Here is a 16,067-nt window from a genome sequence, read left to right as displayed (position 1 = left end):
AAATGCGAGAATAATAAGGATGTTCTTATTGTGCGATTTCATAAAAAATTGACCACAAATTTAACAACAAGAATTTGATAAAACATGTTTTTATGGCTTTTAAAACATGATTTTTTATACTATTTGTTTTTTATAAAAAAATACAGCAATTATCTTTTAAGAATGGCTTGATCCTGATTAAAAGAACTTGCTGCGGATAGACTATTGATATTTGGAGGAAGAGATGTTCAGATAGTTTTAAATTAACCTGATCTCGACCATTATTCCTTATGTTTTATCCCTTTTTCAGCATCGACTGTAATGTAGTGCAACGGAGAAAACTCTGATGAAAGGGAGATGGAACAGACCTCTCGACTCGCAAGCTCACTATCATTGATGTTTTAATTAAGATTCTGATAATGAGCTTTTAATTGAGTTCGAAAGGTCTTTGATTTTTGTCATTGCGAGGAGGTTACGACGAAGTAATCTCTTGCTGTAACGTCATTCTATACTCAAGTCTACAGATCCTGAAGCAAGTTCAATATAATGCAATTATACAATGGTTCTCTTCTTACGTTGACGCTAATACGAAGGCTTTCGGATTCGGGAAAAAGGAAGAATCTTTTTAGGCAAGTTCTTTAATAGCATTAATTTGTTGTTGTTTTTGCTTTTAAGTTGTTAGTGATAAATGATATTCCTTTTTGCCGCAAGTTAGCAGGAGAAAGAGATCCGGACTCAAATTCAAAAAACATGATGTAATTTTCATTTTGAAAAACTATAGCGAAACCATTGGTTCTTGAACCAATATTATAGGATAATGTTTTGAGTTTTCCTATGGGCTCATCGTACTTTACATTTTGAAGATCTTTTCCTTTTTTGGTGGCTCTAAAATTGTCGCCAATATGTGTGTTGGGAGAGGTGAAATCATAGATAAATATATTCAGGTCTTCTTTTGATTTGAAAGCCATCTTTAGTGATTCATCATAGTTTTTCTGGAAATAATAATCTTTTGGACATTTTATTTTTGTTTGCAGATCAAAATTTATCAAAGAATCCTTTGTGACTTTTACAATCCCATACTTTTCTTTTTGGTAAGCAGGTAGTTGGTCTACGTATGCATAGCTATAATAGAATATGTTGTTAGAGATTTTTCTGGCCTCGTATTCACTGTTTTGTTGTTTTTGTTCGAGAAGCTGTTGTTGTTTGGAGGCTCTTTCAGCATTTATAATCTCATTTTGTTGTTTACGCTGGCATTTGTTGGCCATTTTAAACAATATCATTGTTATAAAAAAGATATATAAAAGTATCCTCCATATAGAAGGGGTTCTGTTATCTTGTTCTTCCATGTTTTTATACTGTTAATTGGTGGTAATTTCTCCCATTGTTTTACCCTCTTTGTCAACGTAAATGTATTTTACTGTTTTAATACCGTATTGTTGTATAGCTTTCAATGTGGCTTTAATGGTAGAGCTTCTTAATATTTCATCTCTAAGTATTTCACGGCTTTCATTGCTGGCCAATAATATAGTATAATCATCAGGAGCTTCAACGGTATACGCTAATTCGTTATCGGGGGTAATGTCTATTTTTAATATTTTAGTTCCTGTAGTTTTATCTTCAATAGGCAGGCCTTCATTAATAATTTTCAGTGCATCTGCCATTATTCCATGTGAAGGAGTTTGGGATTCTTTCAGGTTGTCTTTCCGATCTGTTTTTTGAGCTCGCAGTTCATTGAGTTTGGTTTTATTGATTTCAAATTCTGCAAAGCTTTCATTGTCTGACCCACATATTGCAAAAGTGATAGTTACGTCATTATTAATTAATTCGGTAAGTTTTGGGTTATCATTAAACATACTTTTGGTTAGGGGGCCGTACATTTGTTTGAAAAGATCCTGTTGGGTTTTGTCATCAGATTTGATGAAGGTATAAATCCATATTTTCATACTATTGGCAGAAGTAATTTCTGCCTTTGTACCTTTAATCATATCGTTTGAGATTGAAGAAGCATAGCGGTTATAACTATCTGCAAATTCTTTCATTTTTTGGGTAGTACTTTTACATCCGGTCAGTAATATTGTAACAGACACCAGTAATAAATACGACACTTTTTTGAATGTATAGGACATGATTTTAAATTGGTTTATTTTAAATTACAAATATAGTTTGTGTTTGCTAATTAAGAGAGTATTTAAAGCTTTAAAATAAAAATGTTTTCAGATATTTGCGGAAAGTAATAACAACAATAAAAATGGTTAAAACAACGGAGTCCGAATCAAAATACACCGATTTGGAGAAAATGTCGGTGTCAGAGTTGTTGGAAAATATTAACAGGGAAGACGCTACGGTTTCACTTGCTGTAAAAATGGCAATAAAATCTATTGAGAATTTAGTGGAGGCTATTGTTGCAAAAATGAAACTGGGCGGACGATTGTTTTATATTGGCGCCGGTACCAGTGGACGATTGGGGGTGGTAGATGCATCGGAATGTCCTCCAACATTTGGTGTGGATTTTAATTGTGTTATAGGGATTATTGCTGGTGGGGATGGAGCCATAAGAAAAGCTGTGGAATTTGCCGAAGACGACCAACAGCAGGCATGGAAAGACCTTAAGGCTCGTGGCATCACACAAAATGATGTGGTTATAGGTATAGCAGCATCGGGATATACTCCGTATGTTATAGGTGGTCTAGAGCGCGCCAATACCGAAGGTTTGGTAACAGGGTGTATTGTTTGTAATTCGGGAAGTCCTATTGCGCAGAGAGCTCAGTTTCCTGTAGAAGTGGTTGTTGGACCGGAGTTTGTTACCGGATCTACGAGAATGAAGGCAGGTACTGCTCAGAAGCTGGTATTAAATATGATAAGTACCTCGGTAATGATAAAGCTGGGGCATGTTAAAGGAAATAAAATGGTGGATATGCAACTCACCAATAATAAACTGGTAGATAGGGGTGTTAAGATGTTGATGCAGGAGATTAAGGCGGACGAGAAGACGGCTACTGATTTATTAAAGGAATACGGAAGTGTAAGGAAAGCGGCGGATGCCTACAGGAGGCTAAAAACAGAGTTATGCATGAAATAGAGCCTTTCTATAAATGGAGAGATGATTACGTGGCTGCGGAAGATGAGCGTTCGCCATTTTACGAAACAGAATATAGCGAGTTTTATTATGATAAACAGGTTTATAACTACCTGTTACATCCGCAATGGGACTTTTTTGGGTCAAATACATTGTACATTAAGGTGCTGTTTGTTGATTACGACCGTCAATATGCTATTATAGAGTTTATTGGTGAATGGAATGATGCTATTACCAATGATATTATGCTGTTGAAGCGTGAGATACTGGAAACTATTATGGATGAGGGGATCAATAAGTTTATATTGATAGGGGAAAATATCTTGAATTTTCATGCTTCTGATGATTGTTATTATGAGGAATGGTTTCAGGATGTAGAGGATGGCTGGATTGCAGGGGTTAATTTCAGACAACATGTTATTGATGAGTTTAAATCTATGAATCTGGATTACTATATAAATTTCGGAGGAGAACTGGATGAATTGGCCTGGAGAAATCTAAAGCCTTTACAGTTTTTTAAAAGGGTAGAGGAGTTAATGACACGACGTTTGAATTGAAAAATAAATCAGGAGATCTAAACATGATAACATCAAAAGTAAAATACCTGGGTTCTTTAAGAACAACTGCTACTCATTTAAGATCGGGAGAGACCATTATTACTGATGCTCCGGTAGATAACAATGGAAAGGGTGGGGCTTTTTCACCTACTGACTTATTGGCTACTTCATTGGCCAATTGTATGATGACCATTATGGGGATGGCTGCCAATACACATGGTATTGATTTAGGTGAAGTAGAAGCAGAGGTTACAAAAGTAATGGGTACTGAACCACGAAGGGTAACGGAAATTCATGTGAGTTTTAATTTTCCTAATCAATCAACTTATAGCGAAAAGGATAAGAAGATCCTGGAAAATGCTGCGATGACCTGTCCGGTGTTTTACAGCCTGCACCCAGATATCAGGAAAGAAGTTCAATTTAACTGGTAAGCGAAATTCAGTAAAATTTAAGCAAATTTACTTAAACTTCTTCTATACTGCTTCGGGGTTTCTTCGGGAAATACTCCCTGTTTCTCGAAGAAACCTCGAAGAAGCCTCGAAGGAATGTAAGAGATGCCGGCAGAACTCGGAAAACACTGGCAAAATGTAGCAAGTGATGCCGTTACCTATCCGAAAATAATGAGAGGTTTGTTGAAAACGCACTATTGAAGGTATTCAAAGGGAAATTGAGGGTATTTATTTACCCATTCTCTGACAATGAAACTACCCTCTTATAAAATTAAGGTTTAAATACTCCTAAACCTGGCTGTTAACCATTGTGGTAAATATATCTTTGAAAGAATAAAAATAAGTTGAGGGTATTTTGCTATATGTTAATTCTGTTTATATTAGATTTAATATTTTTTTCTGTTGATTTGATGAAAATACTATATCTATAAAAGATGGAACTACCGGCTACAGGTTTTGTGAGAGAGTTAGAGTCAGATAATTACCGTAACTATGTGCGCATGGTAGAGCAGATACAGCTGTTGTCTCCGGAAAACTTCATTACAGAGCTATTAAAGTACCATCCCGATGCAGATTATGATGAAATGAGGGGACGCATTCATATCAATACGGATATGATCAACACCGTGTTTAGATATATGAACCCCGAAGACGGATGTTATATTTTCAATTTTGACAGTTACAGCCCCATAGATATACATTATCACTATCTTCCTAATCCCGATACTGATTTTCTTTCAATAGCTCTTAATTTTATTGAAGAACGCGACAAGTTTCCACTTCATTATTATACTGCTGCCGGTTCTCATGCTACAGACAATCTCGGGCATATTTTTAACAATCTTTTTAGTGGAGATCTCTATATTAAAGCACATCAGAAGGCATTTGGTATAAGGATAGAGTTAGACAGGAACTGGATCAGGAATAATATTAACGAGCGTATTCTTCCACCTAAATCAGTGATAGATGCCATATTAAAAAAACAAAAAGAAAACTACTTCTTTATTGATGTTTTTAAGTACCGTTCTGTTGTGCAGGATATAAAGGCTTTGCTGGAGAGGCCTGACAATGCGTTACGAATTTTGCAGGTTAAAAATCTATGTTCTCAGCTTATTGCTGATCTCTTTACCGATGTCTTAAAAAACGAACTGTCATCCAATAATGCAGAAACAACATCGGGGGGCGAACTGGAGAAAGCGTTGCTCATTATTAGTGAATGTGCTGATGGGGATTTTCCGGGAATAGAGCGATTGGCTGCAGCTTGTAATCTTTCTCCCAGAACATTTATAACTCGTTTCAACAGTGTTTTTCATAATAGCCCCTATAATTATTATAAAAAAATTAAGATGGAATATGCCTGCACTGAATTAAAACGAGGAGTTACAGTAAAATCTGTAGCACATAAAGCAGGTTACAAAAATACCGCTTCTTTTTGCAGAGCATTTAAGCAGGTTTATGGAGAAAGTCCAATGACGTATTTAAAGCCCCAAACGGTTTAAGATAGAAGGCGAGACTTTTTTCAATATTTGCATATAAATTTTCAATATCTGTATATGTTTTCAAATTAATTTTGCTTTTCTAAGTGATTTGAAAACCAGATGAGGATGTCTAAAAGTACTAATACTGTGTACCCTGAATTTATCGGAGTGTCCTTATAATGGATATAAAAAACTTCGGGGGTCTCAGCCTGATAGGGCTCCTTTTTTATAACCTTATTCCTAACATAATATCAGATGAAAATGGATAAACCTTTACCTTTCTATTTAAAATCATTACTAACTGTTGCTATTCTGTCGCTAAGCCTTTCTGTCAATGCAGAAACCCCCGATGCCAACGGTATTGTCTATGTCAACATCAACGTTTCGGGAGGGAGTGGAAGTGGTAACAGCTGGGCAAATGCCACAACCAATTTACAAGGTGCTATTAATGCCTCGGGAGCATCAAAAGTTTTTGTAGCTATTGGGAATTACCCATCGCCAACTAATGGTTTTGTAATGAAAAACAATGTGGCAATCTACGGCGGTTTCGACCCCGATAATAACATAAAAACATTGGCCGATGCCCGTATCCTCCCCGCTTCTGGAGATGGTTTTGGCTCTATCCTTAACGGACAAAATGCAAAACCTGTTATTTGGAACGTATTTACATCTGCTACTGCAATGTATAATACAGCTGTTCTGGATGGATTTACCATTAGTGGGGGAAAGGTAACGGGAAATGGCGGTGGCATTCATAACGAATATGCTTCGCCAACATTAACCAATCTGGTAATCAAAAATAATAATGCAAGTAACAATGGTGGAGGGATGTATAATCTGTCCTCCTCGCCGATGCTCGACCACGTAACCATCAGCGAAAATACAGTTGACAATAGAGGCGGAGGAATGTATAATACTTCCACTTCTTCTCCTGCCTTAACTAATATGTTTATCAACGGCAATACGGCTGATTATGGTGGAGGAATGTATAATAACGGTTCTTCTTCTCCTACGTTGACCAATGTAACCCTTGCCGGAAATATGGCAGGCACAGGTGGCGGAATGCGCAATAGTGATGGAAGCTATCCCAAAGTATATAACACCATCATTCTCGGAAATCGTAATGGAATTGACAATGACGCTGCAGGACTTGATGCTGTAAGTAACCGTAATCTCATCCAAACAGGTAATGCAGCTTCAGGTGCCGAATTTGACGGAACGGCTACTGCCAATACTACTCCTGCAGATATTTTTACCGATTTTGCCAATGGGAATTACACGCTCAAAACAGGTTCATATGCTGTGGATGCCGGTAACAACGTTTTGTATAATGGTTTGGACGGAAACACCAAAGATTTGGCAGGCAATACAAGGCTTTACGGTTCTGCAATAGATTTGGGTGCTTACGAATACCAAGGAACACTGCCTGTAAGCTTAATCAGTTTTACCGCAAAAGCGGATGGTAACTACGCCAAACTGCAATGGACAACGGCTAATGAAACCAACAACAAAGGATTTATCATATATCGTAGTGGAAATGATGGGGTGTTTGTGAAATTGGGCGATGTACAGGCGAATGATTATTGCGCCCCTATATACTTACACCGACTACTCGCCCCTAAAGGGCACCAACTACTACAAACTGGTACAAACAGATAACGATGGCAAAACCACCGATTTGGGCGTTCGTATGGTAACTTTCAACCTTCAACTTTCTATTTTAAACTTATACCCTAACCCCACAACAGATGTAGTTATCACTACGTTTGCCACCGGCATTTACACCCAATTGGAAATAACAGACGTTACTGGTAAAACATTACAGCGCATGGCGATAAGTATAACGGAAAATAGTAAAACCGTTTCTTTAGGTAGATATCCGGCAGGGATGTATCTCATTAAATTAAAAGGAAACGGACAGGCAGAAAGGTATAAAATCATTAAAAAATAAGGGTGCTTTCAAACCAGCGGGATTGTTGCAAAATAGCCCATAGATTTTGAAAAACCAAAAAACGATTGATAAACAAAATGTACAGATCTTTATTCTCTAATCTCAAATTATTATTCGTTGCAATAATGCTATTGCTTTATATTAATGTAAACGCAGAAACCCCCGATGCCAATGGCATTGTGTATGTTAACATCAATGTTTCGGGAGGAGATGGTAATGGTAATAGTTGGCCAAATGCTACCACTAATTTGCAGGCTGCCATTAATGCCACAGGCGTTACCCAGGTATTTGTAGCCATAGGGAATTATCCTGTTGGTGCCAATAGCTTCATTATGAAAAACGGCGTGGCTATCTATGGTGGTTTCGACCCTGACAATAATATTCGCACATTAAACGATAGCCGTATTTTGCCCAATCTGGGCTCAGGTTCTGTACTAAACGGGCAAAATGTACGTCCTGTCATCTGGAACGTCTTCACCAGCTCAACCAAAATGAACGGCTCTGCCGTTTTGGATGGATTTACCATTATGAATGGCAGTTACAACGCAGACGGTGCCGGGATACGTAATATTTACGCATCGCCAACACTGCGCAATCTGGTTATCAAAAACAATACGGCAAACTATGGTGGTGGTATTGCAAATACAAGCAGCAGCAGTCCGGTACTTACCAATGTAAGCATTGTCGATAATACGGCTACTTCGTCTGAGGGTGCTGCGGGAATGTATAATACACTTTCCTCTTCACCTGTTTTAACCAATGTAACCATAGTCTATAATAAGGCAACCGCCTCCAATGCTGTGGCAGGTGGAGTGCGCAATTCAGGTGCAGCATCCACTCCGGCTTTTTACAACTGTATTATATGGGGTAACACCATCAATGGGAATGCTAGTACTTCGCAAGCCGATATAGGTGGCTCGGTAGCAGCACTTAAAAACAGTATTACCCAAAGCTATAATACAAACAACACGGCAGATAATAATTTGGTGGGTACAGACCCGAAGTTTACCGATGTAACCAACAAAGATTATACTTTATCTGCTGCATCTCCTGCCATTGATGCAGGAAAAAATAGTTGGTTTGTAGGTTTGGATGCCAATACCAAAGACCTTGTCGGCAATGCAAGGGTTTATAATTTTACAACAGGAGGTACTATTGATATGGGCGCTTACGAAAGCCCTTACGAAGCCGTTGGTCCACTACGGCCTGATGCTGCCGGCATTATATATGTAAGCCCTACAGGTGTTGGCAATGGTAGCAGTTGGGATAAAGCCACCTTTGATTTGCACAATGCCATTCACACCAATGGCGTACAAAAAGTATTTGTAGCCATTGGCAATTACGATGTAGGCGAGCACAGCTTTATCATGCAAAACGGTGTGGCCATTTATGGAGGTTTTGATCCCGGTCACAACATCCGTACATTAAGTGATAGCCGTATTTTGCCCAATCTGGGTATGGGAGCAGGCTCTATCCTTAACGGACAAAATGTACGTCCTGTAATTTGGAACGTTTTCGATAGCGGAACTAAAATGGATAATACTGCCATATTAGACGGTTTTACCATTACCAATGGTAAATATGATAATCATGGTGCCGGGATACGCAATCTTTATGCCTCACCAACGCTTACCAATCTGGTCATCACCGGCAATAACAATGTCACTACCGCTTACGACAGAGGAGGAGCCGGTATTTATATGTACTATTCCTCTCCGATTATAAGCAATGTACTTATCACCGACAATACATCCGGAGCACAGGGGGGTGGTGCTTGGGCTGACCAGTATTCGTTCCCGGTACTCACCAATGTACAAATAACCAGAAACAAAGGGGAATTTCAGGGTGGAAGTGGGTATTATAATGATAAAAATGCTTCATCCACACTCACGAACGTAAGCATTACCGATAATACATCATCCAACGGACAAACAGGGGGCATATATAATTTGGGGACGCTTAAATTAACCAATGTAACCCTTGCTGGCAATACGGCAAACAATACACCTACCGCTATTTATATGGCAAATAATAGTAGTATACAGTTTGATAATTCTATTGTTTATGGTGCTATTGCAGGTGCAGGCACTTATACAGCTCGATATTCTTTAACAGAAGGTAATACAGGTGGTATAAACGGTAATTTAGATGGCACTGCCATTTCGGCTACCCATGTTTTTAGTGATTTTTCCGCAGGCGATTACACCTTAAAATATACCTCACCAGCCATTAATGCGGGCAATAACACTTTGTTTTCGGGCTTAGATGCTAATACCAAAGACCTGGCCGGTAATGCCCGTGTGTACAATTACGCAAAGAGCGGTGTTATAGATTTGGGGGCTTACGAATATCAGGGGGAGCCTGTGTTACCCGTAACTTTAATCAGTTTTACAGCAAAGACCGATGGTGACTATGCCAAACTGCAATGGCAAACTACCAATGAAAAGGACAATAAAGGCTTTGTGATTTACCGTAGTGGAGATAATACGCTATTTACGCAGATTGGTGAGATACCAGGAACTTATAGCTTACAACCTACAACTTATAACTTTACAGACACAAACCCCTTAAACGGCAATAACTATTACAGGCTGGTAGAGGTAGATAAAGATGGTACCAATACAGACTTAGGTGTTAGAACAGCAACTTTTAACTTTCCACTTTCTACTTTCAACCTTTACCCCAATCCGGCAACAGAATATGTAAATATAACATTTGAAGCGGGTAGGTATACAGTTATTCAGTTACATAATGTACAAGGACAACTATTACAAATAATAGAATTGCAAGCTAATCAATCAGAATTAGGAATTTCTGTAACAGACTTATCTGGTGGGATTTATACTGTGATACTGACAGGGGAAGGAGGGCAGGTGGCAAAGAAATTGATGGTGGAACGATAGATAATCCTCAACCTAAAGATGTTGTTGTTTTTTGTCCATTATCTTGGTAAATACCTGATGCCCGAGCTGGGATATTTACGAAATCCTGATTATTTAAATGAGGATACTACTCCCTGAGAGAGATCAAACAGCATCCATTGTTTATTGAGTATATCGTTTTTTTTACTTTGCAGCAGGTTAATGAAATCTTTTACACCGGATGTTTCGTTGCCGTTTCCATGGATGAGTACAATACTCCCGTTTTTAGCTTTTCCTCCTTTTGCTAACCAGGCATCGCTACCTAAGGGTATAAGACCATATTGCAAAACTTTCTCAATAAGCTTTTGATCGGAAACAAGACCCGGGAACCGGAAAAAAACAGAGGGGACAATGCCATTTTTCAACAGTAGTTTTTCATTGTCCAAAATCTCTGCCTGTACATTTGTGCCTGGAGCCAGCATAAAATTTTGTGTTAAAGGGAGGTGGTTTACCTGATGGTTATAAGAATGATTAACCCATGTAATGGTGAATTGCTTTTTGTTCTGAAGTTGTTTTAACCATTCAAAATCAGTAGGGTGTTTGAGTAGCCATTTGCCAGAAATAGAGAAAGAAATGGGTATAGGAAGTGATGCTCCATTAAAATATGATAGCAGATTATTTATAATACTACGATCCATTTCTTTGTGTGCAGGGCATAAATCAACAGTTAGTGTTATTCCTTTTCTATTGGCTAAGGGAGTGTTTAGTCCCGAATTTTGTATGGGTTTGTCATTTAGTAAGATGCTTTCTATAGCTTTTATGTACGGAGAGGTTTTAAATATAACCCTGATGTTATTGAGTTCAACATTATTTAGCTGATAGTTTTCTGCGGGTTCTATGCGGTTAGTCAGGGTAAAGGGATCTGTCAAAAGAATATATTTTCTATTCTCTGCTTTAAAGCTTCTTATAGCGATGTATTTACCGGTTTGATTGGTAGCTAATGCATAAATGGTTTTATAAGAGTTAAGTTCGGCAATAGGTTGTGCATTATTTTTTAGGGCAAAGCAACAGCATAAGATAATTAGGTTTAGTTTTAGCAAGTATAAATTACCGGAAAACAGATGTGATAACATAAAAAAGGCATTCAGTGTTTTTACTTTGAATGCCTTAAATTAAGATATTTTCGTAAAATATTATGCATGTTCGGATGAGGGAGAGCCGGATTTATCAAATCTATCAGGGTAATTTAATGATACGGATATTGTCATGATAGGCAATTCGGGTAAGGGCATTGTCTGTTAAAATTACATTTCCGAGATCATCTTTACCTGCTTCACGGTATACACCCCACTTAAGATATCCTTTTTGACCTTTATTGAGCTGTGTGCCTGTATAAGTTCTGGCATTCAGGTTCTGTAAACGTAAGGTATAGTCTGTTTCTCCTTCGTATCGGGTGTATATCTTAAAATAACCGGTATTGTCTACCGTCCATTTTACATCTATTCTAAAATTAATCCATTTATTTATCTGTGGTCTGAAATCTGAAATGATGACACCGTTGCCTGTGGCATCATATCTTGCAGTAATAGTATTTCTTTTGGTTAATATCCTTATAGGTACAGGATCTCCGCCTGTTACTTTTAATTGAAAAATATTATCACCATAGGGCGGATTGGCAGAATTCCATTGCTGCCAGTCTTTTAAATAGACGCTAAATTCGTAACGGTATTCTGTTCCCGGGAAAAACAATGCGGAGGGAAGAGTAAGGGCATCTGATTCGCTGCGATAAGCGTCATTAGAGTAATACTCGGGAAGTCCCAGAGTTACCTTGTGGGCAATAGCATATTTACTGTTGAGTCCGGGGCTAACCATATAAGCGGCGTCTGCTGCGGAGGCTTTGGTTGATGTAATTTCAGGAATACCAGAGCTAAAAGTTCCCGATTCGTAATTGATGTTTAAAATGGTATCGGAAGCAGGAGGAATGGTACCTGTATCAACAACAGAAGTGTCCTTTTCGTTATCAGAGGGATTTTCGGTAGTTAGAGTGTCTTTTCTCTGATCTGGTTTGTAGGTTATACTTTCCTTTTTACCACAGCAAATAGTTGTTACCACACAGCTGCCTATTAACAGAAGGTTTATGAATTGATTTTTCATGAAATGATTGGCTTCTAATTGGTTTATTGTAAGAGAGTACCTGAAGATTAAATAAAAACGAGGTATGTTTTATTGTTTTCAGATACTCTCTTTGTTTTAATACAGTAAAGTAGTCAGTTTTTCTTTTTTACCGTTTACAACTATTGTAAGATCAATAATCCCTTTTTCGTAGTTGTTACCTTTATTCTCTATAACGGATACCTGCGGAGCCTGATCGGTCTCGAAAGGATAAAGCAAAGTGATAAAATACTGATTGTTAGCATTTGTTTTGGATTTTTCGAATGCAAATGCAGGTCTTTTCTCTTCTTTCTGGTATGCATAAGATACTTTTCCTTCTTCTTCTTTCAGACTTATTTTATCCGTGTTGAAGTTTTGTATCAGCAGGTTATTGTTGTCTGAATAAGTGGTGTAAACACTGTTTTTAATTTTGTCAAAAACCGGTTTGCTATCTTCTTTAAGCTGAAAATGGGTCGCTAAATTTCCAGTAGCTTCTCCATTGGCTTTATCAATAATGACGAAATACTTTTGGTTAACAAACAATACGCTACGTTGATGCTGAAGGCCGGAATAACTAGGGTTGGTGTAGGTTAAGATGTCCAGTTTCTTATCCGTTTTCCATTTATTTAGTTTCGCATCAGTAATCACCATGTTTTCGTCATTCAGCGTAAGGGTACTGTGTACTTTGGTTTGACGGTACCAATTTCTCATTTTCGTGATCTCCTCGTCACCGCTATATACGTAACAACCTGCATCTGGTGTAAAGTTTCTTCCTTTTATCCAAAGTTCAAAGGTGCCGTTATCTGGTTGTGCGTGGAACATTCCCGGACGACTTGCCTTTAATGTCATTACCGTCGAATGATCTGTCCAGCCGTTTCTAAAAGTATAAAAACCAGCTGTTTTTAGTGCATTTGAAAGATATTCTGGTTGTGTGCCTTCTTTACCATCGGTAGCAAAATATTTTATTACCTGATTGTTTGGAAATGCTTTTGACCATGATTGGTATTGTTTAATCATATTGGCTTTGGCACCTACCCATGAATCGCCAAACATAGGGAACGAATAGTCGGGGAATGAAAAGTTAATGGTTGCCAATATCATTTTCTCTACAGTTTGTTTATAGCTTGACGGGAATTCGTGTTCCTGTTTTGCCAGTTGGGCATATCTGTAGGCTTTTAAAAATATATCTATGGAAGCGTTGTGGTAAACAGGAGATAATTCCCATTGTAAACCATCGTCATACACCTGTTTTTTAATTTCTTCGTTTAAGATGTCTATTCCACTTTTTCTCCATTTTGGAGCCAGTTTAAGTTCTGGGAAAATACAGCCGGCACCTAATACCCTTTGCGCTTCAAATAATAGGTGATTTCCTTTTTCGGAGTAATTTTGATAAACATACTCTGTCTGATGGTTAAAGCTGCTTAAGAATTCCATCAGAAAATCCGGAGTAAACTCTGGTGAAGGGACAAAAAGATTAAAGATACCCGGTAAACTGTTGATTCTTTCTGATACCTCGAGCGAGCGCCAGGCAAAACGGTCATTGTCTTTAGATAGTCCTAAAGGGTTTTTTGTAGCCCAATCTCTAAATTGGAACACCCATTCTTTAGCATACTTTTCGTCGGCACTGCTACGGTAGGCCAATCCCATAGAAGTCCACCAGTATACCCTGTGTAACTGCCAGCGTACTTCATTGTCTTTTACGGGCCAGTATTGCCAGTTAATATCCTTACCGTAGTCATAAAAACCATAACCTTTCTGAGGCTGAAATTTATGTTCCAGGGCATTATCTGCTTTTTCCCGGTTAGCTTTACCTATGTCTTTACCGCGAAACCTGGCTTCATCGCCTACGTTGAATTCGGGATGCTTTACGGTTTTACGGTTGCGGTAATAATTTAGCAATTCTGCAGAAGCTTCATTGTATTTTCCTGCCTCAACCAGCTGTTTAACTTTTTCCAAGCCGGGATATTGTAAATCAATAATGTTAAAACTGTCTTTCGTTAACGGTTTATGCTGTGCTTTTGAAAACCCTGTGCCCAACAGTACGGTACAGCAAAGCATCAATAATCTGATTAATTTCATCTTTTAAAAGTTATAAGGTTTATATTTAATTACCCAGGTTAATTTTTTTGATTTCTGCATAGCGTTTCAGTGCTTCCAGATAGTAGTAATCCGCATAATTTAAAGGAGTGTCTGTTTCTGAATTGTACAGTAATGCACCCACACTATGTTTGAGAATAAAGTATTGATTCTCGTCTGGTTTAGCCAGATATTCATCGGATGATAAAGACTTAAGAATATCTTCCGCATAGTCCAGGTATTTTTTACCATCTTTTACCTGTGTACTTAACTCCAGTAAACCAGAGGCAATAACGGCGGCCGCCGAGGCATCTCGTGGAGCTTTTTCTTCTACATCTACTGCGTTATGTACATCAAAATCCCATACAGGCACTTTGTCTTTTGGCATACGCGGATGATTCATAATAAAAGCTGCAATATGTTTTGCCTGTTCTAAAAACTCCGGTTTTTTAGTGTTCGCATAACACATGGCGTAGCCATATAAACCCCATGCCTGACCACGAGCCCATGCAGACTCGTCTGTAACGCCCTGGTGTGTTCTTTGTGCCAGAACTTTGCCTGTTTTAGCATCATAATCTACCACATGGTACGAACTGTAATCTTTTCTGAAATGGTTTTTCATAGATGTTAAGGCATGTGCATTGGCTATGTCTGTATATTTGGGCTGCTTAAATTCTTTGGCAGACCAGTACAAATACTCCAGGTTCATCATATTATCTATAATCACCGGATAATGCCACCAGGAAAAGTCCCAGGAGCGGATAGCACCTACTTTAGGATTGAAACGGGCGGCTAAATTGGCTACACCGTCTTTTAATGCAGGTAAATATGCTTTGTCTTTGGTGATGCGGAATGCATTTCCATAAGAACAGAATAGCATAAAACCAACATCGTGGGTGTTTTTAATATAACGTACAGAGTCAAGAGCCAGTGTAAACTTACCTGCCTGTTGTTTTAAATTGTTGTCATGCGTAAGTTCATAGGCATACCATAAAGAGCCAGGGAAAAAACCAGTAGTCCAATCTGTGTATGGCGCAACTCTTACAGAACCATTTGGATTAATAGATCTGGGGTTTTGACCAGGGGTATAAACTGCTGTGGCTTTGTTTAATTGATATGCCGATGTTTTAACTGCTTTGGAAAACCATTCTTCTCCCTTGTTTTCGCCGGCTAATGCTCTTAATGAGTTTAGTTGTGAAAATACCAGGATGCATAACAGCATCCTACTGATACGGTTGTTATAGTACATAAATTCAGGTGTTCTTATTCACCGTGAAAATACACCTATACCTGAAAGAAGACTTTTAATTTTTGTCTAAATAGTTTTAATAATGTTGAATTACTTGCTGAAATGATAGTTTAAGAGTGATGGTATTAAAGGGTATTTGTTTTTGGCCCAATAACTCCTTTCGGAATCCTTTACAATGTTATCATATAAAACATTCCAAAATCAAAGTTGTATAGTTTATTCAGAATGAGTATATTGAAA

General features: G+C 38.1%; 13 protein-coding genes. 7 read left to right on the top strand and 6 right to left on the bottom strand.

The features are described from left to right. Positions 1-626: 626 nt before the first annotated feature. Together ACFSAH_RS03345 and ACFSAH_RS03340 are read right to left on the bottom strand one after the other, a co-directional pair. Entirely contained in the window at positions 627-1,325 is a 699-nt protein-coding gene (locus ACFSAH_RS03345; RefSeq protein WP_379661279.1) for a hypothetical protein, read from the bottom strand. Positions 1,326-1,337: 12 nt separating this feature from the next. After that, entirely contained in the window at positions 1,338-2,105 is a 768-nt protein-coding gene (locus tag ACFSAH_RS03340; RefSeq protein ID WP_379661278.1) for a hypothetical protein, read from the bottom strand. 107 nt (positions 2,106-2,212) lie between these two features. On the opposite strand from ACFSAH_RS03340, the gene murQ reads away from it, so the two are divergent. The 7 genes from murQ to ACFSAH_RS03305 all read left to right on the top strand — a co-directional run bounded on the left by murQ (position 2,213) and on the right by ACFSAH_RS03305 (position 10,393). Beyond that, entirely contained in the window at positions 2,213-3,058 is an 846-nt protein-coding gene (gene murQ, locus ACFSAH_RS03335) for an N-acetylmuramic acid 6-phosphate etherase (protein ID WP_379661601.1), read from the top strand. Then, positions 3,046-3,612 (top strand): hypothetical protein, encoded by a 567-nt coding sequence (locus ACFSAH_RS03330; protein ID WP_379661277.1) that lies wholly within the window; start codon positions 3,046-3,048, stop codon positions 3,610-3,612. Before murQ ends, ACFSAH_RS03330 begins: the two co-directional genes overlap by 13 nt. Before the next feature lie 23 nt (positions 3,613-3,635). Then, positions 3,636-4,043 (top strand): OsmC family protein, encoded by a 408-nt coding sequence (locus ACFSAH_RS03325; protein ID WP_379661276.1) that lies wholly within the window; start codon positions 3,636-3,638, stop codon positions 4,041-4,043. A 452-nt stretch (positions 4,044-4,495) separates the two neighbouring features. Then, the gene (locus tag ACFSAH_RS03320) at positions 4,496-5,560 is read left to right on the top strand and encodes a helix-turn-helix transcriptional regulator (RefSeq protein ID WP_379661275.1); all 1,065 of its coding nucleotides are present in this window, start codon (positions 4,496-4,498) and stop codon (positions 5,558-5,560) included. Positions 5,561-5,794: 234 nt separating this feature from the next. Next, entirely contained in the window at positions 5,795-7,198 is a 1,404-nt protein-coding gene (locus ACFSAH_RS03315) for a choice-of-anchor Q domain-containing protein (protein ID WP_379661274.1), read from the top strand. Next, positions 7,104-7,490 (top strand): T9SS type A sorting domain-containing protein, encoded by a 387-nt coding sequence (locus ACFSAH_RS03310; RefSeq protein WP_379661273.1) that lies wholly within the window; start codon positions 7,104-7,106, stop codon positions 7,488-7,490. The genes ACFSAH_RS03315 and ACFSAH_RS03310 overlap by 95 nt, the downstream gene beginning before the upstream one ends. 125 nt (positions 7,491-7,615) lie before the next feature. After that, the gene (locus ACFSAH_RS03305; protein ID WP_379661272.1) at positions 7,616-10,393 is read left to right on the top strand and encodes a T9SS type A sorting domain-containing protein; all 2,778 of its coding nucleotides are present in this window, start codon (positions 7,616-7,618) and stop codon (positions 10,391-10,393) included. 89 nt (positions 10,394-10,482) lie between these two features. Here ACFSAH_RS03305 and ACFSAH_RS03300 read toward each other — a convergent pair whose 3' ends face one another. From ACFSAH_RS03300 to ACFSAH_RS03285, 4 genes are all read right to left on the bottom strand, one after another. Continuing rightward, a complete protein-coding gene (locus tag ACFSAH_RS03300; protein WP_379661271.1) occupies positions 10,483-11,484 on the bottom strand; it encodes a polysaccharide deacetylase family protein in 1,002 nt (333 codons plus the stop codon). A gap of 103 nt (positions 11,485-11,587) precedes the next feature. Then, entirely contained in the window at positions 11,588-12,505 is a 918-nt protein-coding gene (locus ACFSAH_RS03295) for a heparin lyase I family protein (RefSeq protein ID WP_379661270.1), read from the bottom strand. Positions 12,506-12,601: 96 nt separating this feature from the next. After that, positions 12,602-14,581: a heparin-sulfate lyase HepC gene (gene hepC / locus ACFSAH_RS03290; RefSeq protein WP_379661269.1), complete on the bottom strand. Its 1,980-nt coding sequence runs from the start codon at positions 14,579-14,581 to the stop codon at positions 12,602-12,604. A gap of 25 nt (positions 14,582-14,606) precedes the next feature. Then, positions 14,607-15,827 carry a glycoside hydrolase family 88 protein gene (locus ACFSAH_RS03285; RefSeq protein WP_379661268.1) on the bottom strand — a complete coding sequence of 407 codons (1,221 nt, stop codon included), beginning with the start codon at positions 15,825-15,827 and terminating at the stop codon, positions 14,607-14,609. Positions 15,828-16,067 lie beyond the last annotated feature (240 nt).

The sequence above is a fragment of the Pseudopedobacter beijingensis genome, from assembly GCF_042678145.1.
GTDB lineage: Bacteria > Bacteroidota > Bacteroidia > Sphingobacteriales > Sphingobacteriaceae > Pseudopedobacter > Pseudopedobacter beijingensis.
This window is presented reverse-complemented; position numbering and strand designations above follow the sequence as displayed.